This is a genomic window from Pantoea sp. X-Soil-TKNS-1211, from assembly GCF_059730495.1.
Window position 1 is genome coordinate 1457609 of the sequence record NZ_AP035953.1, and the last position, 22514, is coordinate 1480122.

General features: G+C 55.3%; 20 protein-coding genes. 10 read left to right on the forward strand and 10 right to left on the reverse strand.

The annotated features are described in order from the left end of the window. Positions 1 to 92 precede the first annotated feature (92 nt). Complete coding sequence (gene moeB / locus AC6I8W_RS06945; protein WP_497837518.1) at positions 93 to 848, reverse strand: molybdopterin-synthase adenylyltransferase MoeB; 756 nt, start codon at positions 846 to 848, stop codon at positions 93 to 95. Further along, positions 849 to 2084, reverse strand: a complete 1236-nt coding sequence (gene moeA, locus AC6I8W_RS06950; protein ID WP_497837519.1) for a molybdopterin molybdotransferase MoeA — start codon at positions 2082 to 2084, stop codon at positions 849 to 851. Positions 2085 to 2311: 227 nt separating this feature from the next. Between moeA and AC6I8W_RS06955 the strand changes: the two genes are divergently transcribed. The 5 genes from AC6I8W_RS06955 (at position 2312) to gsiD (ending at position 8632) form a co-directional block, all read left to right on the forward strand. Next, entirely contained in the window at positions 2312 to 3277 is a 966-nt protein-coding gene (locus AC6I8W_RS06955; protein ID WP_497837520.1) for an isoaspartyl peptidase/L-asparaginase family protein, read from the forward strand. A 9-nt stretch (positions 3278 to 3286) separates the two neighbouring features. After that, a complete protein-coding gene (gene gsiA / locus AC6I8W_RS06960) occupies positions 3287 to 5143 on the forward strand; it encodes a glutathione ABC transporter ATP-binding protein GsiA (protein WP_497837521.1) in 1857 nt (618 codons plus the stop codon). Between the two features lie 68 nt (positions 5144 to 5211). Then, the gene (gene gsiB, locus AC6I8W_RS06965; RefSeq protein WP_497837522.1) at positions 5212 to 6747 is read left to right on the forward strand and encodes a glutathione ABC transporter substrate-binding protein GsiB; all 1536 of its coding nucleotides are present in this window, start codon (positions 5212 to 5214) and stop codon (positions 6745 to 6747) included. Positions 6748 to 6796: 49 nt separating this feature from the next. Further along, positions 6797 to 7717, forward strand: coding sequence for a glutathione ABC transporter permease GsiC (gene gsiC, locus AC6I8W_RS06970; protein ID WP_497837523.1), 921 nt, complete (start codon positions 6797 to 6799; stop codon positions 7715 to 7717). Positions 7718 to 7726: 9 nt separating this feature from the next. Beyond that, positions 7727 to 8632, forward strand: a complete 906-nt coding sequence (gsiD, locus tag AC6I8W_RS06975) for a glutathione ABC transporter permease GsiD (RefSeq protein ID WP_497837524.1) — start codon at positions 7727 to 7729, stop codon at positions 8630 to 8632. 110 nt (positions 8633 to 8742) lie between these two features. On the opposite strand, the gene AC6I8W_RS06980 is transcribed toward gsiD, so the two are convergent. Continuing rightward, entirely contained in the window at positions 8743 to 10404 is a 1662-nt protein-coding gene (locus AC6I8W_RS06980; RefSeq protein WP_497837525.1) for a methyl-accepting chemotaxis protein, read from the reverse strand. A 129-nt stretch (positions 10405 to 10533) separates the two neighbouring features. Beyond that, positions 10534 to 11859, reverse strand: coding sequence for a 30S ribosomal protein S12 methylthiotransferase RimO (rimO, locus tag AC6I8W_RS06985; protein ID WP_497837526.1), 1326 nt, complete (start codon positions 11857 to 11859; stop codon positions 10534 to 10536). A gap of 239 nt (positions 11860 to 12098) precedes the next feature. On the opposite strand from rimO, the gene AC6I8W_RS06990 reads away from it, so the two are divergent. The 3 genes from AC6I8W_RS06990 (at position 12099) to AC6I8W_RS07000 (ending at position 14760) form a co-directional block, all read left to right on the forward strand. After that, positions 12099 to 12734 carry a carbonic anhydrase gene (locus AC6I8W_RS06990; protein WP_480369864.1) on the forward strand — a complete coding sequence of 212 codons (636 nt, stop codon included), beginning with the start codon at positions 12099 to 12101 and terminating at the stop codon, positions 12732 to 12734. A gap of 128 nt (positions 12735 to 12862) precedes the next feature. Further along, the gene (locus AC6I8W_RS06995) at positions 12863 to 13519 is read left to right on the forward strand and encodes a DUF3313 domain-containing protein (protein WP_497837527.1); all 657 of its coding nucleotides are present in this window, start codon (positions 12863 to 12865) and stop codon (positions 13517 to 13519) included. A 104-nt stretch (positions 13520 to 13623) separates the two neighbouring features. Further along, positions 13624 to 14760: a PQQ-dependent sugar dehydrogenase gene (locus AC6I8W_RS07000; RefSeq protein ID WP_497837528.1), complete on the forward strand. Its 1137-nt coding sequence runs from the start codon at positions 13624 to 13626 to the stop codon at positions 14758 to 14760. Here AC6I8W_RS07000 and AC6I8W_RS07005 read toward each other — a convergent pair whose 3' ends face one another. Then, on the reverse strand, positions 14761 to 15417 hold the full coding sequence (locus AC6I8W_RS07005) for an HAD family hydrolase (protein ID WP_497838125.1): 657 nt from the start codon (positions 15415 to 15417) through the stop codon (positions 14761 to 14763). A 338-nt stretch (positions 15418 to 15755) separates the two neighbouring features. Between AC6I8W_RS07005 and AC6I8W_RS07010 the strand changes: the two genes are divergently transcribed. Continuing rightward, positions 15756 to 16901 (forward strand): serine hydrolase, encoded by a 1146-nt coding sequence (locus AC6I8W_RS07010; protein WP_497838126.1) that lies wholly within the window; start codon positions 15756 to 15758, stop codon positions 16899 to 16901. A gap of 23 nt (positions 16902 to 16924) precedes the next feature. Here the strand turns inward: AC6I8W_RS07010 and AC6I8W_RS07015 are convergent, their stop codons facing one another. The 4 genes from AC6I8W_RS07015 to AC6I8W_RS07030 all read right to left on the reverse strand — a co-directional run bounded on the left by AC6I8W_RS07015 (position 16925) and on the right by AC6I8W_RS07030 (position 21487). Further along, a complete protein-coding gene (locus AC6I8W_RS07015) occupies positions 16925 to 17926 on the reverse strand; it encodes an IS110 family RNA-guided transposase (RefSeq protein WP_497835483.1) in 1002 nt (333 codons plus the stop codon). 323 nt (positions 17927 to 18249) lie between these two features. After that, entirely contained in the window at positions 18250 to 18855 is a 606-nt protein-coding gene (gene ybjG, locus AC6I8W_RS07020; protein WP_497837530.1) for an undecaprenyl-diphosphate phosphatase, read from the reverse strand. Continuing rightward, a complete protein-coding gene (locus AC6I8W_RS07025) occupies positions 18855 to 19598 on the reverse strand; it encodes a phosphatase PAP2 family protein (protein ID WP_497837531.1) in 744 nt (247 codons plus the stop codon). The genes ybjG and AC6I8W_RS07025 overlap by 1 nt, the downstream gene beginning before the upstream one ends. 200 nt (positions 19599 to 19798) lie before the next feature. Continuing rightward, positions 19799 to 21487, reverse strand: a complete 1689-nt coding sequence (locus AC6I8W_RS07030) for an aspartate:alanine antiporter (RefSeq protein ID WP_480369880.1) — start codon at positions 21485 to 21487, stop codon at positions 19799 to 19801. A gap of 254 nt (positions 21488 to 21741) precedes the next feature. Here AC6I8W_RS07030 and ybjM point away from each other — a divergent pair, with 254 nt between their 5' ends. Beyond that, positions 21742 to 22107 carry an inner membrane protein YbjM gene (gene ybjM / locus AC6I8W_RS07035; RefSeq protein WP_497837533.1) on the forward strand — a complete coding sequence of 122 codons (366 nt, stop codon included), beginning with the start codon at positions 21742 to 21744 and terminating at the stop codon, positions 22105 to 22107. Between the two features lie 60 nt (positions 22108 to 22167). On the opposite strand, the gene AC6I8W_RS07040 is transcribed toward ybjM, so the two are convergent. Further along, a complete protein-coding gene (locus tag AC6I8W_RS07040) occupies positions 22168 to 22431 on the reverse strand; it encodes a GrxA family glutaredoxin (RefSeq protein WP_013508468.1) in 264 nt (87 codons plus the stop codon). Positions 22432 to 22514 lie beyond the last annotated feature (83 nt).

The following is a 22514-nucleotide window of genomic DNA, read 5'->3' on the forward strand; positions in this document are numbered from 1 at the left end:
GCCCTTGACCTTTGCTGACTACCGCACCACGCCGTGCTTTGCGCGATAAATCGCGCCGCTACGGGATGGTGCGGTTTTTTGTTCTGGTGCGGTTATTTGCCCCCGCACACTTCACAATGCGCATCCTGCGCCACCTTCATGTTACGGAACTCCGCACTTAACGCATCGTACATCAGCAGTCGTGAGCTGGCGGGTGTACCAAACGCCGTCAACACCTTGATGGTTTCCATCGCCTGCAACGCCCCCATGACCCCGACCAACGGTGCCATCACCCCTGCTTCAACACAGCTCAGTGCCTGCTCGCCAAACAGGCGACTGATGCAACGATAGCAGGGCGTACCAGGCTGCCAGGTAAACACGCTGAGTTGACCTTCCATGCGGATGGTGGCGGCAGAAATCAGTGGCACCTTGTGCTGCCAGCACAACCGGTTGATCTGTTCACGCGTGATGACGTTATCTGTACAGTCCAGTACCGCTTCATGACGGGCAATCAACGCGCCAAGTGCGGCATCATCAAGCTGCGCATTGAGCGTCTCTAACTGGCAATGGGGATTGATTGCGGTCAGTTGTTGTGCGGCGGAATCCACTTTTGGCATGCCGATGCTGTTGTCACGATGCAGGATTTGCCGTTGCAGGTTACTCAGCGCAACGGTATCGAAATCCAGCAGGGTAAGATGCCCCACGCCCGCAGCGGCCAGGTAAGGTGCGGCGGCACAGCCCAGACCGCCCAGGCCGATAATTAACACTCGGGATGCTTTAAGCTGCTCCTGCCCGTCAAAATCGAAGCCCCGCAGCACGATTTGCCGGTTGTAGCGCAGCATCTCTTCATCGCTCAACTCCGCGTGCATTTATCCCTCCAGCAGGCTGTTGAACGGTTCGACTTCCACCCATTCACCTGCCTCTACGTTACCGCGCTCACGCTCCAGCACGATAAAACAGTTGGCTAGCGCGAAAGAACTGAATACGTGTGAGCCTTGCGCACCGGTGCTGCAAACCTCCAACATGCCATCTGCGCCACGGCTGAAGATGCCACGCTGAAAATCGAGGCGTCCCGGGGACTTTTTCAGCCGCTGGGTGGCTCTGGCGCGCAAGCGTGCGGGTATCAACGGAGCTTGCTGGCCGGTGAGGGTGCCGAGCAGCGGCTGAACCAGTTGATAGAAGGTCACCGCCGCTGAGACCGGATTGCCTGGCAGGCCACAGAACCAGCTGTTGGCGAGTCGGCCAAAAGCAAAAGGTTTGCCGGGTTTAATTGCCAACTTCCAAAAGGTAATCACGCCCAATTCCTCCAGCATGGCTTTGGTGAAGTCGGCTTCACCTACCGATACGCCACCGGTACTGATCACCACATCGGCCTGGCGATCCGCTTCGCTAAATGCCTGGCGTAACGCCACCGGATCGTCACCAATCACACCCAGATCGATCACTTCGCAACCGAGGCGGTTCAGCATCAATGCCACGGTGAAGCGGTTGGTGTCGTAAATCTGTCCTGCCGCCAGGGGTTGTCCCACCGCCTGCAATTCATCGCCGGTGGAGAAAATCGCCACCCGCAATTTACGCAGCACGCTGACCTGGGCAATGCCCAGTGAGGCCAGTAATGGCAGCTCTGCCGCGCCGAGACGTACACCGGCGTCCAGCACTTGCTTACCTGCCTGAATATCTTCGCCGCTGCGACGGATATGTTGTCCGGCTTTGACCGGTGCGGTGATCACAATCCCACCGTCACGCTGTTCGGTCTCTTCCTGCATCACCACCGCTTCACAGCCCGCAGGGACGGGTGCACCGGTCATAATGCGGATGACGCTGCCTGTCGGCCATTCGCCATTGAAAGGCGCACCGGCAAAGGCTTTACCCGCGACGGGTAATACCTGGCCTGGTGCGAGATCGGCCAGGCGTACTGCATAGCCGTCCATCGCAGCATTATCGAACGGGGGAACGTCCAGCGGCGATAACACCGGTTGGGCGGTGATGCGCCCGGCGGCTTCGAATAACGATACCTGCAACGAATCTGTAATTGGGGTGAGTTGCGCCAGCATTTTTTGCTGGGCGTCCTCGAGGGAGATTAAGCCCGCAGTAAAGGGTTCCATGTCCATATCAGCCTGGTTATGTCAGATGTCGACTATTATGGTGGTATTTCCGCGCCGAGTCACATCGGACAAAAAGGTATAAACCACAACAAAAGGTTATGACCCGGCAGCACAGTTTCTGCTTTACAAGGCGGGAAGGCCTTTCTATATTCGAAAGTTGCCAAAAAATAATGAAAACCATTCTAAATCAGTGTTTTTGGTTCTGATTCCTTGACAGGGTAACGGGTATGACTAAAGCAGTTATCGCCATTCACGGCGGCGCAGGTGCCATCACCCGCGCGGCGATGAGCGCCGAGAAAGAACAATATTATCGTCAGCAACTGACGGCGATTGTCGCCGCCGGTCAGCAAATTCTGGCCGACGGCGGCAGCGCGATGGACGCGGTCACCGAAGCGGTGCGGCTGCTGGAAGAGTGTCCTCTGTTTAACGCCGGTAAAGGGGCGGTGTTTACCCATCAGGGCACGCATGAATTGGATGCCAGCATTATGGACGGTCGTACGCTGGAGGTGGGGGCGGTTGCCGGGGTTAACCATATTCGCAACCCGGTGCTGGCGGCGCGTGCGGTGTTGGAGGTCAGCCCGCATGTGTTGTTTATCGGTGCCGGTGCTGAAGCCTTTGCTACCCAACAGGGGCTGGAGATGGTCGAGGCAGACTTTTTCTCGACTCCTGAGCGTTGGGAGCAGTTGCAACGGGCGCTCGGTAGCGATCAGGCGGTGCTGGATCATGATGGTGCCGCGCAGAGTCACAGTGATGATCCGTTGGACCCCGATCGGAAATTTGGTACGGTCGGTGCGGTGGCGCTGGATATGCACGGCAATCTGGCGGCAGCCACCTCAACCGGCGGTATGACCAACAAACAGGCGGGACGCGTGGGCGATTCACCGTTGGTTGGGGCCGGGTGCTATGCCAGCAATGACACGGTGGCGGTTTCCTGTACCGGGACGGGTGAGGTGTTTATCCGCACCCTGGCGGCTTACGACGTGGCGGCGCAAATGCGCTATGCCGGACGCACGCTACAACAGGCCAGTGCCAATGTGATTCACGATAAAGTCCAGGAACTGGACGGCAGCGGTGGGCTGATTGCGGTTGACCGTGAGGGCAATGTGGCGCTGCCGTTTAACAGTGAAGGTATGTACCGCGGATTCGCTTATGTAGACGGTGACGTTGAGGTAGCCATTTACCGCGATAGCTAAGGAGCAGGCATGACGGATCGGCAGCTGCAATTAACGCCAGACCAGGTTTTGGCGGTACGGGACCTGAACGTGCGCTTTCAACATGAAGGGCGCATTACGGAAGCGGTGCGTCAGTTATCACTTGATCTGCATCGCGGTGAGACGCTGGCGCTGGTCGGGGAGTCCGGTTCCGGTAAATCGGTCACTTCGCTGGCGTTGATGCGGCTGATTCAGCAGGCGGGTGGGGAGGTCAGTGGTGAAGTCATCCTGCGGCGGCGCAACGGTGAGCTGTTGGATGTGATGCATGCGCCTGCCAGCCAGATGCGCCGCGTACGCGGTGCGGATATGGCGATGATTTTTCAGGAGCCGATGACATCACTGAATCCGGTGTTCACCGTTGGGGAACAGATCGCCGAATCGATCCGTCTGCATCAGGGGAAAAGCCATCAGCAGGCGTTGACCGAAGCGCGCCATATGTTGGATCTGGTGCGCATCCCCGAGGCACAAAACGTATTGTCGCGCTATCCGCATCAACTCTCTGGTGGGATGCGCCAGCGCGTGATGATTGCCATGGCGCTCTCCTGCAAACCGGCGCTGCTGATTGCCGATGAACCCACCACGGCGCTGGATGTGACAATCCAGGCGCAAATCCTGCAATTGATCCGCGTGCTGCAAAAAGAGATGCAAATGGGGGTGATCTTTATCACCCACGATATGGGCGTGGTGGCGGAAATGGCCGACCGGGTACAGGTGATGTATCGCGGTGATGTGGTAGAACGTGCGCCGGTACAGCAACTGTTTAACCAGCCGCAGCAACCTTACACCCGGGCGCTACTCTCTGCCGTGCCGAAACTGGGGGCGATGAACGGACAATCACTTCCGGCTAAATTTCCGTTAATCCATCGCGATGGCCGCGAAGAAGCTCAGACGGCACAGGATACCGTGCGTCTTGACCGCCCTCCGGTTTTACAGGTGCGAGATTTGGTGGCGCGCTTTGATATTCGCGGTGGCTTACTCAATCGGGTAAAACGTCGTGTGCATGCGGTGGAGAAGGTCAGTTTCGATCTTTATGCCGGTGAAACGCTCGCCCTGGTGGGGGAGTCCGGCTGTGGTAAATCGACCACTGGCCGTTCTTTGCTGCGTTTAGTTGCCAGTCAGGGTGGCACCATCACCTTTGACGGCCAGCGCATTGATGCGCTGGAAGGACGGGCGCTGGCGAGGTTGCGCCGTGATATCCAGTTTATTTTTCAGGATCCCTACGCCTCGCTGGATCCGCGTCTGACGGTGGGTTTCTCCATCATGGAACCGCTGCTGGTACATCAGGCGATGAGCCGACGTCAGGCCGAGCAGCGTGTGGCATGGTTGCTGGAGCGCGTCGGCTTGTTGCCGGAGCATGCGCAACGGTATCCGCACGAATTTTCCGGTGGTCAGCGCCAACGCATCTGCATCGCTCGCGCCCTGGCGCTGAACCCCAAAGTGGTGATTGCTGATGAGGCAGTCTCGGCATTGGATGTATCGATTCAGGCGCAAATCATCAATCTGATGCTCGATTTACAGCGTGAATTTGGCATCGCGTTTCTGTTTATTTCACACGATATGGCGGTGGTGGAACGCATCAGCCATCGTGTGGCGGTGATGTATCTCGGACAGATAGTGGAGATGGGGCCGCGCCAGGCGGTGTTTGAACAGCCGCGCCATCCCTATACCAAAAAACTGATGGCGGCGGTGCCGGTGGCCGATCCGGCGCACCGACGTCGCGAACGGGCGTTGCTGGTAGATGAAATCCCCAGCCCGATCCGTCCGTTGGGCGATGAGCCGGAAGTCGCGCCATTAATTGAGGTGGTACCGGGGCATTTTGTTGCCCGCCATGCCATCAGCGGCACCTGAACAGCAGCAACTCATCCGCGTCACCGGCTGGTGTGCGCAAAGACAGGGACTACAGGAGAACGATAACGATGCACCATATTATGCGTAAAGGGGTTATCACTGCCGGGTTGTTAAGTTCGGCGCTGGCGCTACCAGCCTGGGCGGCGAAAGATGCGGTTATTGCCGTAGCCTCAACATTTACCACCCTCGATCCTTACGATGCCAACGACACACTGTCGCAGGCGGTGGCGAAATCTTTCTATCAAGGATTGTTTGGCTTCGATAAAGATATGAAGCTGACCAACGTGCTGGCAGAAAGCTATCAAACCAGCAGCGATGGCCTGATCTACACCATCAAACTGCGTCCCGATGTAAAGTTTCAGGATGGCACCGACTTCAACGCCGAGGCAGTGAAGGCTAACCTTGATCGCGCCAGCAACCCGGATAATCACCTCAAGCGTTATAACCTGTTCAAATATGTCGCCAGTACTGAGGTGGTGGATCCTCTGACGGTTAAAATCACCCTGAAGCAGCCGTTCTCGGCCTTTATCAATAACCTTGCCCATCCGGCGGCGGTGATGATTTCCCCGACGGCACTGAAAAAATATGGCAAGGATATTGGCTTCCATCCGGTGGGCACCGGGCCGTTCGAATTTGTCACCTGGAACCAGACTGACTTCGTGAAAGTGAAGAAGTGGGATGGCTACTGGAAAAAAGGCTATCCGAAGCTCGATAGCATCACCTGGCGTCCGGTGGTGGATAACAACACCCGTGCGGCGATGTTGCAGACCGGCGAAGCTACCTTTGCCTTCCCGGTGCCGTTTGAACAGGCCAAATTGCTGGAGAAAAACAGCAAGCTCGATGTCGTCACCACGCCGTCGATCATGCAGCGCTATATCAGCCTCAACGTGACGCAGAAACCGTTCGACAATCCGAAGGTGCGTGAGGCGCTGGAGTATGCCGTCAATCGCCAGGCACTGGCGAAAGTGGCGTTTGCCGGTTATGCCACGCCCGCGACCGGCATTGTGCCGCCCGCCATTGATTTTGCGCAGAAGTATCCTGCCATTGCCTACAATCCGGCCAAAGCGCGTGAGCTGCTGAAAGAAGCGGGTTATCCGAACGGTTTTGAAACCACGCTTTGGTCATCACATAACCACAGCACGGCGCAGAAGGTGTTGCAGTTCACTCAGCAGCAGCTGGCGCAGGTCGGGGTTAAAGTGAAGGTGTTGGCGATGGATGCCGGTCAGCGTGCGGCGGAAGTCGAAAGCAAAGGCCAGAAAGAGAGCGGCGTGCGCATGTTCTATACCGGCTGGTCAGCCTCTACCGGTGAAGCCGACTGGGCGCTGACGCCGCTGTTTGCCACCAGTTCCTGGCCGCCAGCCATCTTCAACACCGCGTTTTACAGCAATCCTCAGGTCGATAAAGATCTGGCCGATGCGCTGAAAACCACCGATCGCGACCAGAAAGCCAAACTGTACAAAGATGCCCAGGATCGCATCTGGAACGACCACCCGTGGATCCCGCTGGTGGTGGAACAGCTGCTGTCTGCCAATAACAAAAACCTGAGCGGTTTTTACGTCATGCCTGATACCTCATTTAATTTTGATGAGGCCGACCTGAAGTAACCCTGAGGGTCAGCCTGAAGGGGCTGGCCCTCACCGTGCAGGACTTCGCATGCTGAATTATTTTCTCAAACGATTACTGGGACTGATTCCCACGCTGCTGATTGTGGCGGTGCTGGTGTTCCTGTTTGTTCATCTGTTGCCGGGCGATCCGGCACGCTTGATTGCCGGGTCCGATGCCGATGCACAGGTGGTGGCCTTGGTGCGTCAAGAGTTGGGTCTCGATCAACCGTTGATCCAGCAGTTCTGGCACTTCATTCTGAATGCGGTGCAGGGGGATTTTGGTCAGTCGATGGTGTCGAAACGTCCGGTTTCCGAGGAGATCGCCACGCGCTTTTTTCCGACGCTATGGCTGACGTTAAGCAGCATGGTCTGGGCGGTGCTGTTTGGCATGGCGATTGGCATCGTCTCTGCGGTGTGGCGTAATCGCTGGCCGGACCGGCTCGGTATGACGTTGGCGGTATCGGGGATCTCTTTTCCGGCATTTGCCCTCGGCATGCTGCTGATGCAAATTTTTTCCGTGGATTTAGGCTGGTTGCCGACCGTGGGTGCCGACAGCTGGCAGCATTACATTTTGCCCTCCATCACCCTCGGCGCAGCGGTCGCGGCAGTGATGGCGCGCTTTACCCGTGCTTCGTTCGTGGAGGTGATGCAGGAGGATTATATGCGCACCGCGCGCGCCAAAGGGGTGCGGGAAACGCTGGTGGTAACAAAACATGGGCTGCGCAATGCCATGATTCCGGTGGTCACCATGATGGGGCTGCAATTTGGTTTTTTGCTCGGCGGTTCGATCGTGGTGGAAGTGGTATTCAACTGGCCCGGTCTGGGCCGCCTGCTGGTGGATTCGGTGGAGATGCGTGATTACCCGGTGATTCAGGCCGAGGTGCTGCTGTTTTCGCTGGAGTTCATTCTGATTAACCTGATTGTCGATATGTTGTACGCGGCAATCAACCCGGCTATTCGCTACAGGTAAGGAGTCGCAATGAAAAACTGGCGACGCGAAGCGGCACTGAAAATCATGCCGACGATGACGGAAAACCGGGTGCGCACACCGTGGCGCGAGTTCTGGCGACGTTTTCGTCGTCAGCACGTAGCGATGCTGGCTGGCGTGTTTGTGTTGCTATTGATCGTGGTGGCGTTTATTGCCCCGTGGATTGCGCCCTTTGATGCTGAAAACTATTTCGATTATGACCGGCTAAATGAAGGGCCATCGCTGATGCATTGGTTCGGCGTGGATTCCCTTGGGCGTGATATTTTTAGCCGTGTGCTGGTCGGCACCCGTATTTCCTTAATTGCCGGTTTCTTTTCCGTGGCGATCGGGACGGTGATCGGCACCTTGCTGGGATTGCTGGCAGGCTATTACGAAGGTTGGTGGGATCGCATCACCATGCGCATCTGTGACGTGCTGTTTGCGTTTCCGGGCATTCTGCTGGCGATTGCCGTGGTGGCGATTATGGGCAGCGGGATGAGTAACGTGATTGTCGCAGTGGCGATATTCAGTATCCCGGCGTTTGCGCGTCTGGTGCGTGGTAACACCCTGGTGCTCAAACATCAGACTTACATCGAATCGGCGCGCAGCATTGGCGCTTCGGACTGGACCATCATCATGCGCCATATCCTGCCGGGTACGGTCTCATCGATTGTGGTCTACTTCACCATGCGTATCGGCACCTCCATTATCACCGCCGCCAGCCTGTCGTTTCTGGGCCTCGGTGCGCAGCCGCCCACGCCAGAGTGGGGCGCGATGCTTAATGAAGCACGCGCCGATATGGTGATTGCACCTCATGTGGCGATTTTCCCCAGCCTCGCTATTTTCCTGACGGTGCTGGCGTTTAATCTGCTGGGCGATGGGCTGCGCGACGCGCTGGATCCGAAATTGAAAACCTGAGCCAGATCTACACACAACCGCGCGATAAATCGCGCCGCAACGGTTGCGTGCGGCCTGTAGCGGCGCGATTTATCGCGCAATGTTTTGGGATTTATCGCGCCGCTTTTACGTCAAAACGTTTCCCAATTGTCATTGCCGGAGGCCGCTGGGGCCTTCAGCGCACGCGGAGCCACCGCAGGCGCTGACGGACGCACCAGCGCGGCCACAGCCTGACGCGTGCCAGTGTTAAAACGCGCTACCGCCGCGGATAAACGGCTGGCCTGCTGCTCCAGCGATACCGATGCATTCGCTGACTCCTGCACCAGGGTGGCGTTTTGCTGGGTCACACGATCCATCTCGTTGACCGCCTGACCGATTTGGTCGATACCGCGACTCTGTTCATCCGATGCGGAAGCAATCTCACCCATGATATCGGTGACGCGGGTGACGGCGCTGACGATCTCCTGCATGGTATCCCCGGCGCTGCCAACCTGTTGTGAACCCAGATTGACGCGCTGAACTGAGTTCTCAATCAACAACTTGATCTCTTTCGCTGCCTGGGCGCTGCGTTGGGCGAGATTGCGGACTTCACCCGCTACCACGGCAAAGCCGCGTCCCTGTTCCCCGGCACGTGCCGCTTCGACTGCCGCGTTCAGTGCGAGGATATTGGTCTGGAAAGCGATACCGTCGATCACGCTGGTGATATCCGCAATCTTTTTCGAGCTGTCGGCGATATCGTGCATGGTTTTCACGACGCCAGCTACCACGTTGCCACCCTTATCTGCCGTATCGGACGCGGTTTTAGCCAACTGCGTGGCCTGGCGCGCGTTATCGGCGTTTTGTTTCACCGTGGCGGTGAGCTGCTCCATACTGGCAGCGGTTTCCTCCAGTGAGGCGGCCTGTTGTTCGGTACGCGACGAGAGATCGTTATTACCGGTGGCGATTTCGCTGACGCTGCTAAAGATCGCATCGGCGCTGTCACGGACGTTATTGACGGTGCTGAGCAATGCCTGTTGCATATGATTCAGGCTGGCGGCCAGGGCCGCCATTTCACTGCGGCCTTCCACGTGCAGGCTGCCGGACAGATCGCCTTCAGCAAAGCGTTCCATCTGTTTTTGCAGTTGCTTCATCGGTATCAGTAGAATACGGCGTACCAACACCCATACCGCGGCCAGCATCAGCAGAACCACCACGGCCATCACGACAACCATCGCCAGCACGCGTTGCCAGGCGCTGTCATTCTCGGCACTGCCTTGCGCCAACAACTCGACGTTCTGCGCACGCCACTGCTTGTAAGCGTCTTCCAGATCGTCCTGCGCTTGCTGTGCATCAAGATTACCGTAGGAAGGGTAATCATTGGCTTTCAGAAAGGCGGCAGATTGTTGCAGTAAATCCGCCATTGCGCTGAACCTGGATTCGACCAGGGCCGCAGCAGCGTCACTCTGGCCTTTGATGCGCGGCAGACTTTTATACTGGGCAAAGTGCTGCTGCGCTTCATTCAATGATACGCCCGCCGCAGTGAGCAATTTATCAATGGCGGTCAGTGAGGCATCATCGGTCTGCTTTTTCAGGATACGGATGGCGACACGGTTAATGGTGACGCGGGTTTTCACCAGCGTTTGCCAGCCATCGGCCAGTTCGCGCTGTTGGTGGGATAATTGATCGCTGGTGGTGAAATTACGCTGACCTGCGATTAGCGAAGTCAAAAACAGCGAGCCGGAAACGACTTGCATGGCTGTAAAAACCACCAAAATCACGATAATGGCGGTCACGACTTTCATTCTTTTAAGCATCCTGAACTCTCTGGGCAAAAGGGGCGTGTACAGAGGTTATCGGTGTAAAAGAAAGGCGCTTTACTGTCGGGAGAAAATAATTTCGGCGGAAAATGATATCCCCCATGACTGGCATGGGGGAGGCAGGGATTAAACGCGGGTGCCCCAGAGATCGTACTCGTCGGCGTGATCGACTTTGACGCGTACTACGTCACCCACTTTCACCTGACGTTCACCGTTCAGGTAGACCGCACCATCGATTTCCGGTGCATCGGCCATGCTGCGACCGACAGCACCTTCCTCGTCCACTTCATCGATGATCACCAGAATTTCGCGACCAATTTTCTCTTGTAGACGTTCGGCCGAAATTTGCTGTTGCAGCTGCATAAAGCGCTCGAAACGTTCCTGCTTCACCTCGTCCGGCACGGGATCCGGCAGTTGGTTGGCGGTTGCGCCTTCCACCGGGCTGTACTGGAAGCAGCCGACACGATCCAGACGCGCTTCTTTCAGGAAGTCGAGCAGCATCTGGAAATCTTCCTCGGTTTCACCGGGGAAGCCGACGATAAAAGTGGAACGCAGCGTCAGCTCCGGGCAAATTTCGCGCCAGCGCTTAATGCGCTCCAGCGTGCGTTCAACCGCGCCCGGACGTTTCATCAGCTTCAGAATACGCGGGCTGGCGTGTTGCAGCGGAATGTCCAGATACGGCAGGATTTTGCCTTCAGCCATCAGCGGAATGACATCATCCACATGCGGGTAAGGGTAGACGTAGTGCAGACGTACCCATACGCCGAGTTTAGCCAGCTGTTCACACAGGCTGACCATGCTGGTTTTCACCGGTGAACCGTTCCAGAATCCGGTACGGTGCTTCACGTCGACGCCATAGGCGGAGGTGTCCTGAGAAATGACCAGCAGCTCTTTAACGCCGGCTTCGACCAGACGTTTGGCCTCATCCAACACCGCGCCAATCGGGCGGCTATCCAGGTCGCCACGCATCGATGGAATGATGCAGAAGGTGCAGCGATGGTTGCAGCCTTCAGAGATCTTCAGATAGGCATAGTGGCGCGGCGTCAGCTTCACGCCTTGCTGCGGCACCAGGCTGAGGAACGGGTTATGCTCTGGTTTCGGCACGTAGTGATGCACATGTGATAGTACCTGCTCGTAGCTGTGCGGGCCGGTGATTTCCAGCACTTTCGGATGCACCTCGCGGATCTGGTCCACTTTGGCACCGAGGCAGCCGGTGACGATCACTTTGCCGTTCTCGTTCAGGGCTTCACCAATCGCTTCCAGGGATTCCTGCACGGCACTGTCGATAAATCCACAGGTGTTAACAATGACGATCTCTGCATCATCGTAACGTGGCACCACGTCATAACCTTCGGTACGCAGTTCCGTCAGGATACGCTCCGAGTCAACGAGGTTTTTTGGGCAGCCGAGTGAGACGAAGCCCACGCGTGGAGGATTGGTGACATGGCTCATAAGAATAAAAATTCATCATAATTAGTGTGGATAGGGGGGCGATTGTACAGGGGTCTGCGGGGAAATTGTATAGTCTGTTTGCAAGCCGCAAATGTGGTCAGGGTTGTCTTCACCGGGTGATTTTGCTTAAATGCCCGGTTGGTGCCTGTAAGCTATTATCGATACAAGAAAAAATATGCAGCGCTGACGGTGACATTGCTCACTGCCAGGGCAGAAGTGGATAATGTGAGAGCAGAAAAATGAAAGAGATCATCAAAGGTTTTCTGAGTTTTCAACAGAATGTGTTTCCTGAAAGGAAGGATCTTTTCAAAAGCCTGGCGTCCAACCAAAATCCCAAAGCCCTGTTCATCTCTTGCTCAGACAGCCGTCTGGTGCCGGAACTGGTGACGCAGCAGGAGCCGGGTCAGCTGTTTGTTATCCGTAATGCGGGCAATATTGTGCCGTCATTCGGACCGGAGCCGGGTGGCGTTTCCGCGACCATCGAATATGCGGTGGTGGCGTTGGGCGTGAGCGAGATCATCATTTGTGGCCACTCGAACTGTGGTGCTATGAAAGCCATCGCGGAATGTTCCTGCATGGACACCATGCCAGCAGTCGAACACTGGCTGCGTTATGCCGATGCCGCGCGTGCGGTGGTGGAAAATAAGAAGTACGCCACCCCGGAAATCAAGCTGAACGAGATGGTGAAAGAGAACGTCATTGCCCAGCTCCACAATATCAAAACACATCCTTCCGTGGCGGTTGCGCTGCGTAAAGGGACAGTGCGCCTGCATGGGTGGGTTTATGATATTGAGAGTGGTCAAATCCTGGCGCTGACCAAAGGTGGTGATACCTTCATTTCGCTGTCGGAAAATCCGGATACCTGCTTCGAATAATCCCCCTGGCCGCCTGTGTTACACCGATAACCCAGGCGGTTGTCATTCACATTTCTTCAATTTTCCTTACGCCTCGTTACTGCCCAAACTATGCTTGAAAAGCTATTTCCTCTCATAAGGGCTACCGTATGCGATCACATCTTGTTGTTCCCTTGGTGACGCTGGCTTTTTTGGCGGCGGGCTGCACCTCTCATGTTGCTGATACTCAACAATATTCAGGCTTTCTTGGCGATTATAGCCAGCTAAAAATGGCGGAGTCGGCGAGCGGTAAACCGACACTGCGCTGGATATCGCCGGATTACCATGGCGCGAAATATCCGAACGTCGTTTATACCCCCATCGTTTATTACCCGGCTGCACATCCCACAACGCGTATCAGCCAGCAGACGCTGGATCAAATACGACAATATGCCGACCAGCAGCTGAAAGCAGGGATAGCAAGGCATAAGAACCTCGTGACGCAGAAAGGCCCCAATACCATGTTAGTCAGGGCGGCTATCACCGCTGTAGCGGGTGAAAATGAGGGCGTACAGTTCTATGAAGTCATACCGGTTGGCGCAGTGATTGCCGGAACCATGGCGGCGACCGGGCATCGTACACAGAACAGTGCCTTGTACCTTGAGGTGGAAGCAACCGATGCGCAAACCGGCAAGCCGCTGATCAAAGTGGTGCGCAAAGCCTTTGGCCGCACGCTGCCAAACAGTGAAACGCCGATTACCCTCAATGACATCCGCCCAGGCATTGACGAGATGGTGCGTGACGCAGTCTCCTTCAGCGCCCCGTGAAACCTTCCTGCCCGGTACGCCGGGCTTAATGTTTTGTAAATCCTGCACATCTTTTTTTACTGGCTGACTACCCTTAACGGCAGACTGTTAAAAAGGAGAAACCCATGCGATTGATGCGTGCCGCGCTGCTGTTCGGCTGTGTTCTGAGTGGTTCCCTGCCAGCCCTGGCGGCGGAGGTGCAGGTGCAGGTTTTGCAGGACAAACTGGACCATCCCTGGTCGGTGGCGTTTCTACCCGACAATCATACCCTGTTAATCACCGAACGTTCCGGCCAACTGCGAAGTTGGCAACCAGGAAAAGGATTGTCCGCGCCGATCGATGGCGTCCCTAAAGTGTGGGCGCAACGACAGGGCGGTTTGCTGGATGTGGTGCTGGCCCCGGATTTTGCGCAAAGTCGCCGGGTGTGGCTCAGTTATACCACCGCGGATGCGACGGGCCGTGCGGGAGGTGTGGTCGGCTATGGTCGCTTGAGCGACGATAATCGCCAGTTGAGTGACTTCCGGGTGGTGTTGGAACAAACACCGAAGCTCTCCAGCGGGGCGAATATCGGGACACGGCTGGCATTCGACCGGGCAGGTTTTTTATGGATTGCCTTCGGCGACAATTTTGCCAGAAGCAGCGCGCAGGAGCTGGATAAACTCTCGGGCAAAATCGTACGTCTGACCGCTGACGGTAAGATTCCGGCGGATAACCCCTTTGTTGATCATCCGGGTGCGCGCGGCGAAATTTGGTCGTATGGCATGCGTAACCCGCAGGGACTGGCGTTGAACCCGTGGACGCAGCAGATGTGGGAAAGCGAGCATGGCCCGCGAGGGGGCGATGAGGTCAATATCCCGGAAAAGGGCAAAAACTATGGCTGGCCACTGGCGACCTGGGGCATTGATTACAGCGGGCAGAAAGTGCCGGAATCAAAGGGTGGCGAGGTCGCGGGTACGGAGCAGCCGGTTTTTTACTGGAAGGTTTCACCGGCTATCAGCGGCATGGCGTTTTACAACAGCGCGCGTTTCCCCCAGTGGAAAAATTCGCTGTTTATTGGCGCGTTAAAGGAAAAAAGCCTGATTCGCCTGATGGTCAATGGCGAAAAAGTGGTGGAGGAGCAGCGTCTGTTAACGGATCGCGGTGAGCGGATTCGCGATGTGCGTCAGGGACCAGATGGCTTCCTGTACGTGCTGACTGACGAGAGCAACGGAAAATTGCTGAAAGTGGGGCTGGCGGCGAACGCCAGCGCGCCACGCGGGTAGTTAGCGCACCCAATTACACACTTCCCAGCCACGCTGCTGCGCTTCCTGATGCAGCAGCGTATCCGGGTTGATGACATAGGCATGATCGGCATGGACCAGCAGCGGCAAGTCGTTCATCGAGTCGCTGTAGGCCCAGGTGCGATCAAAACGACTTTCCTGCTGCAAGGCTTTCCAGTCACTCAGACGCGTCACTTTGCCTTCTTTGTAGGTCATGGTGCCGTAGGTCAGGCCACTGTAGCGGTCATCGACAATCTCCACACCAATCGCCAGCGCACCATGTACGCCAAGGCGCTCGGCAATGGGTACGGCCAGATGTTCGCCGCTGGCAGTGATAATCATCACGGTGTCGCCACGCTGCTGATGCCAGTTGATGCGTTCGCGTGCGGCGGGAAACACGCGCGGCAGGATATCGCGGTGGATAAAACGTCGCACCCAGCCCGATACCGTCATGGTTGCCATTCCGGCCAGCGGGGCGAGGGTGGTGTTCATATATTCTTCAATTGAGAGCGTACCGGCGTGGTATTGGGTCATTAGCGACTGTTCGGCGCTAATCAGTTCGGCGGGGGCAAAACCCTGTGAAACCAACCAGCGCAGCCACAGGCTGGTGCTGTCTTCACAAATCAGGGTTTCGTCGAGATCGAACACGGCTAAGTCCATCATGATTCTCCTCAGGCTGACTGAGATCAGGTTAGCGGAAATTTGTGACTGGCTTAACTGATCTGCGAAAAATCGGAATTTCTCGCAATTTTTCACAAATGGCGACAGAACAAAGGTGGCAGCGCAACGGCGTTGGTGCCAGGGTTACTGTAATAATTTCTATAAAACTTTACCGACAGACGGTTTTTTTCTGCAGCACAAAGCGGTAGTTTTTTAGGCAACGTGCGTCTTGCAGGATTGAGCCACGATTTACCAAGGACAATTATCTGGTCATAAACATGAAAAAATTAATTCACGCTTCTGTCTGGCGGCCTTTTGCTGCCACCTCCCTTTTATTAATGCTTCTCCCGGTTTCTGCCCTGGCTGAAGAGGCGCCAGCCGCTCCACAGATTGACGCCAAAGCCTGGGTTTTAATGGATTACAACAGCGGTAAGGTGCTGGCTGAATCGAATGCCGATCAGCGCCTTGATCCTGCCAGCTTGACCAAAATGATGACCAGCTATGTGGTGGGTCAGGCGCTGAAGGCGGGTAAAATTCATGAAGACGACATGGTGACGATTGGTCAGGATGCCTGGGCAACCGGTAACCCGAAACTAAAAGGGTCGTCACTGATGTTCCTCAAGCCCGGCGATCGTATCCCGGTCTCTGAACTGAATAAAGGCATTGTGATTCAGTCGGGTAATGATGCCTGTATTGCGATGGCGGATTATGTGGCGGGCAGTCAGGATTCCTTTATCGGCCTGATGAACAACTACGCGAAAGCTTTTGGTCTGCAAAATACCCACTTTATGACCGTCCACGGGCTGGATGCCGATGGGCAGTACAGTACCGCCCGCGATATGGCGATCATCGGTCAACGACTGATCAGTGATGTGCCGGAAGAGTACGCGTTAAATAAAGAGAAAGAGTTCACCTTTAACAACATCAAGCAGATGAACCGTAACCGTCTGCTGTGGAGCAGTAACCTGAAAGTGGACGGCATCAAAACCGGTCACACCTCGGGAGCGGGAAATAACCTGGTGTCATCCGCCACGGACGGAGATATGCGTCTGATTTCTGTGGTGCTGGGTGCGGAGACCGATGCACTGCGCTTCTGTGAGAGTGAAAAGTTGCTCACCTGGGGCTTCCGTTTCTTTGATACCGTCACACCAATCAAAGCGGATAAACCTTTTGCGCAGCAGCGTGTATGGTTTGGTGACCGCAAAGAAGTGAACCTCGGTGTAGAGAAAGATGCTTCCGTGACCATTCCAAAAGGTCAGATGAATAATCTGAAAGCCAGTTACACCCTGACCTCACCGCAGCTGGAAGCGCCACTGAAGAAGAACCAGGTCGTCGGTACTATCGATTTTCAGCTGGATGGTAAAACCGTGGAACAACGTCCGCTGGTGGTGATGGAAGAGGTACAGGAAGGTGGATTTGTTAGCCGTATCTGGGATTTCATCGTAATGAAATTCGATAGCGTATTTGGTAAATGGTTTAACTAACCCACATATACGTAGATACTCTGTTAAGCATCAACACTTTCCCGATGCTTGGTACTAAAAAGTCTCGCTGAATCAAAATCCTGACCGTGCTTTATACAGCTCCATAAGCCGGTCAGGTATTTCCGCATTACTGCGCATATCGCCTGGATTTTCTTCTTACCTCTTTTTATCAGCCCCTGATAAAACATCGCGGCGCGGGGTTCATGCTGCGCAGCACTCAGCGCGGCCATATACAGCGCCCTACGCAGATGACCGTTGCCCGCTTTACCCAGACGTCCCGGACGGTTCACGCTGCTGCCCGACTGGCTCTGCCTCACATGCAGGCCCGCATGACGGCTTACCTGATTTGCCTTCATATCCCGGGGCAGCAGGCTCAGCTCGCCCAGTACAGTAATGGCCGTTGTCTCTCCGACGCCTTTGGCTGAACACAGGCACATGAACGCCGCTTTCAGGGCGCTATTTTTCGCGATGATTTTCAGCGCCAGCGCGTGCAGCTTCTCTACCTTACGGCTGTAATATTCCACGTCTTCTTCTTCCAGCTCCAGCAGGACATCGGCAGTTCCGGCGCGGGTTTCCAGCGCATGAAGACGGTTTTTTGAACGTGTCCGGGACTGAACGGCTCGCGTCATCATGCGGGCGATATCGCGCAACGCCATGCAGTCATCATCCGGAGCCTGCCAGAGTGCAGGCCTCATGCTTTCTCCATATTCAGCCAGCAGTACCGCATCACGGGCGTCAGTTTTGGCAGCGTTCAGGCGCATGGCGGCATAGTGGTGATAACTGGCGGGATTAATGACGCAGACGGGCAGCCCGGCACGGACAAGAGCCACCGCAAGGTCAAAATGGTAGACACCGGTTGCTTCCATAACGATGCGTTCGGGGGACAGCGATATCAGCTTTTTCGCAAAAGCCTGATAGTCCTCAGGTGTCTGATTAAGCTCAGAAACCAGCGTTGTTTTACCGTTAACGCGTACGGCAAAGGTAAAGGTTCTGGCAGAAATATCGATCCCGGCAAAACAGGTCATGTGGCCTCCGGAAGGCAAAATAGCGTAAACTGTTAACCGGTTCCCGACCTCGTCATCTGAGATTGTTCAGCCTGCCTTGTAATGCGAAGTCAGTCTCGCGAGAGAAAGCTTCCTGGTACTCTTCGGCCTGAACAAGGAGGCGGGAGCCACTCTACGTACGAAGTCACTGTAAAAGCTGCTTCCAGCGGCGCACGGCTTCCCGGTTATCAGAACTGATTTCAGGGAAATCATAATCTGACCCTCCAAACATACAAGCGGCGCGATTTATCGCGCGGGTTTCTTTCCCCGACAAAACGCGCGATAAATCGCGCCGCTACGTGTGCTTACCCGCGAATCCATCCCTTACGAATCGGTAGCGCGAACAGCGCGTGGTAGATCTGATGTGTCAGCGCCAACATCCGCGAGCCATACAGCTGCCATGCGAGGTGCGAAGCCAGGCAGCCGAGCATGCCCACCAGAAAACCACCCAGCATATCCAACGGCCAGTGCACGCCCAGATAGACACGTGACCAGGCGATGGCGATGCCGGTGATTAGCAAAATTATCCCCGACCACAAACGGTGCCAGCAAACGAACGCCAGCGCGAAAGTGAAAATGGTGGTGCCATGATCGCTGGGGTAAGAGTCATCGGCGGCATGTGACAGAAACTGATGACCCAGCCCGATCACGAAGGGGCGCGGATGCGGCAGCAACTGGCTGATGCACCATGAGATGCTCAGCGCATAAATCAGTGCCATGCCGGTTTTTAATACCAGCGTGCGCTGTGAAGCCACCTGTTCGCGCGGTCCCCATAGCCACAGCGCCACAATCAGCAGCGGTACAATGGCGATTAAGTCACGTGCGATAAAGGTCGCCAGACTCAGCAGCCACTCTGGTGAATCCGGTGTGGCGTTAATCCATAAAAACAGCGTGCGGTTAATCTCTTCCATTACGCTTTTCTGTTCCTCGTCTTGTCTACCCAAAAAGAAACGCCAGCAAAAATCAGCATCTGGGTCAGCCATACCCACCATCCCGCCCACAGGTTATGGGAGAAGAAGTGCGCACCACGCATCACCTGGCCGTAGCCCATCAGCAACCCGAGGGCGATACCCACCATTAATGCCAGCAGGGCGCGGCGTGGTTTCTCAGGCCACCACAGAAAAAACAGTCCCATTACCGCAAAACCGCTCGACGCATGGCCGCCGGGGAAGCACTGACCGGGACCGCTGTTCGCCGGGACCGCGCTCAGCAAAGTAAAGTTCGCGGCTTTGCCACCAAACATTGCTAAATCCCACGGACAGGAGTGCGCGCTGTGCGCCTTCAGAATGCCGATCACCAACGGACCCAATCCCAGCAGCAACGCCACCAATACCCGTCTGCCATCACGTTGCTGAATGCCTCGTAACAGCATCAGCACGCCGCCAGCAATAATCGCATCCTTCAACAGACGATGGTTGATCAGGTCCAGCCAGCGGTTGTGTTGCCACGGGAAACGCTGCGTTAGCGGATCAAACCAAAACTGGCTGATGGCGATATCGAGACTTTCATGGCGCGACCACAGCAGGAAGACCGATGCTAAAAATGCCAGCAAAATAAAGTTGATAGCGTAAAAGCGGCGCGACAGCGGGTAAATAGCCGGGTTCTGAATCCTGATGCGGGTTGTTGAATTGTTTAGTTTTGATGACAGCGACATGAATGTTTGCGGGTAGTGAAACCAGGGGTACAGGGTCGCAACTTGCGCTTAAGAGAACCTTAAGCACCGCGCGACAGACATAAAAAAACCCGTCAGTCAGTGACTGGCGGGCTCCTCAACTTGGGGATTTCAAAGAAAAGCAGTGGCAATAATTCAGACTGCACCCCGGAAAAAAAGTTCTGGACTCAGTCAAAAAATTTTTATAAGGGCAAAATCGGCCAAATGATGACGATCAAGGTGCCCGCCAGCGTCAACAGCACGTTGGCAATCGCATAGGTTCCGGCATAACCCAGCGCCGGAATATTGCTACGCGCGGTATCGCTGATAATCTCCATCGCCGGGGCGCAGGTGCGTGCCCCCATAATCGCCCCGAACAGCAACGCGCGGTTCATCCGCAGCACATAAGCACCGAACAGATAACAAATCACCACCGGGACGAGGCTAACCAGCAGACCGCTCAGCAGCATCAATGCGCCTTCACTGCCCAGGCCATGTTGCAGACCGCTACCCGCGCTCAGGCCAACGCCCGCCATAAACACCATCAGGCCAAACTCTTTGACCATCGTCAGCGCGCCCTGCGGAATATAGCCAAAGGTAGGATGGTTGGCGCGCAGGAAGCCCAGCATAATCCCGGCGAACAACAGCCCAGCCGCATTACCGATACCAAAGCTGAAGTTGCTGAACTGGAAGGTGATCATGCCTATCATCAGACCGATGATAAAGAAGGCACAGAAGGCCAGCAGATCGGTCATCTGGCTGTGGATGGCGATAAAGCCGATACGATCCGCGAGGCTTTTTACGCGCCTGGCTTCGCCGCTGACCTGCAACACATCGCCTTTGTTCAGCATAATGCTGTCATCAATCGGCATCTCAATCTGGCTGCGGATTACGCGGTTGAGGAAGCAGCCATGATCGGTCAGCTTCAGGTGATTGAGACGTTTATTCACCGCGTTATGGTTCTTCACCACGATCTCTTCGGTGACGATACGCATATCGAGCAGATCGCGATCGAACACCTCTTTACCGTTGCGGAAACTGGCATCGAGGCGGGCGTGGGCATCGGGATAGCCCACCAATGAAATCTCGTCGCCGAGTTGCAACTGGGCATCACCATCCGGGCTGGCGAGAATGCCGTTGCGGCGCAGACGCTCGATATAGCAGCCGGTCTGACGATGAATGCCCAGCTCACGCAGGTTTTTACCCCCACTCCATTCCACTAACTCTGGCCCCACGCGGTAAGCACGGATCACTGGCAGGAAAACTTTGCGTTGGCTGTCTGCATCCAGACCACGTTCGCGCGCAATTTGCTGGGCGCAGGTGGGCAGATCCTGATGTTGCAGGCGTGGCAGGTAACGTGCGCCAAATATCAGGCTGACCAGACCGACCAGGTAGGTAATGGCATAGCCGAGGCTGAGATGATCCTGCATCAGGTTGAGTTGCTGATTGTCGCTGATGCTATGCCGCAGTGTATCCCCGGCACCTACCAGCACCGGCGTTGAGGTCATGGCTCCTGCCAGCATACCGGCGGTCAGACCAATATCCCAGCCGAACACTTTGCCCAGCATCAGCGCCAGCAGCAGGGCGCTGACCACCATCACAATGGCGAGGATAAAATAGTTTTTGCCGTCACGGAAAAAAATCGAAAAAAAGTTGGGACCTGCTTCGACACCGACACAAAAAATAAACAGCATAAAACCGAGGCTCAGTGCGGCGGTATTTATGGCGAAATGTTGTTCGCCTAAAATAAGCGATACCACTAATACGCCAATGGAATTTCCGAGCTGGACAGAGCCAAGACGTAATTTACCCAGACAGAGGCCGAGGGCTAAAACCACAAATAATAACAGGACGTCATTTCCGCTTAACAAATCTGCGACGTTAATATTCACGCTTTAACTTCTTATTTACCTGTAACATGTTGATGAAAAGGTCGTTTTTCGCTATCTTGTGGCGACCGCAGGTGCCCGTTTTGCCGAGAGGGCAGGGACTGAATTTTGAAGCGGCGTCATTCTAATCATAATTAACACCCTCAGCTATCGGCAGTTTTCATTCCTTCCGCATGCAGCTGTTTCTTTTTATTTCCACTCGTGTGCCAGGGCAGTTAAAAGTTTCAATATTGTTAACACTGAAGTTGAGGTTGATTATGTCGCAGCGTAATAATCGCTGGCCTGCATCGGTGCTGGGCGTGACGCTATATACGCTGGTGTTTATTTTTGCCCATCATTTTTGGATCTCACCGGGTGAAAGGTCGATAGGTGGTCAGCCAGAGTTGTTGCTGTTTTTGCTGCCGGGCATTGTGGTGGCGCTGCTGCAACCGGACAGTCCGTTAAAAAGTACGCTGTGGGTGGCACTGGCGGGGACACTGCTGGGTACGCTATGGGTGCTGCTGGTGCTGAGTCTCAGTCACAATGGCTGGATGGTCATTTGGGGATTGAGTGCGTTGTTCTGGGCTGGATGCGGTGCGCTGCTGGTGCGTCTGCTACGTATTATGCTGGCGATGCGATCCTGATACATCCGTAGCGGCGCGATTTATCGCGCGGTTTTTTGCCAAAATCCGCGCGATAATGTGTTACACCGCGAAATCCAGATTCTCTTTGGTCCAGGCGGCAAAATCGGTATAGCCACCGATATGCTGCTGGTCGAGGAAAATCTGCGGCACCGTCGTCACTGGTTTACCCGCACGGGCTTCCAGATCGGCTTTGGTAATGCCTTCCACCTGAATGTCGACGTATTGATAGTTAAAATCGTCACGTTCGGTGGTCAGTTTGGCGGCCAGTTCCTGGGCGCGTACGCAGTAAGGGCAGCCGGGACGACCAAAAATCACTGCAAACATTGCTTCTCTCCTTCCGCTGCTGTTTTGTGATGAATATCACATCACAGCGTGAATAATGGGACACATGATGCCCGTTGATGCAG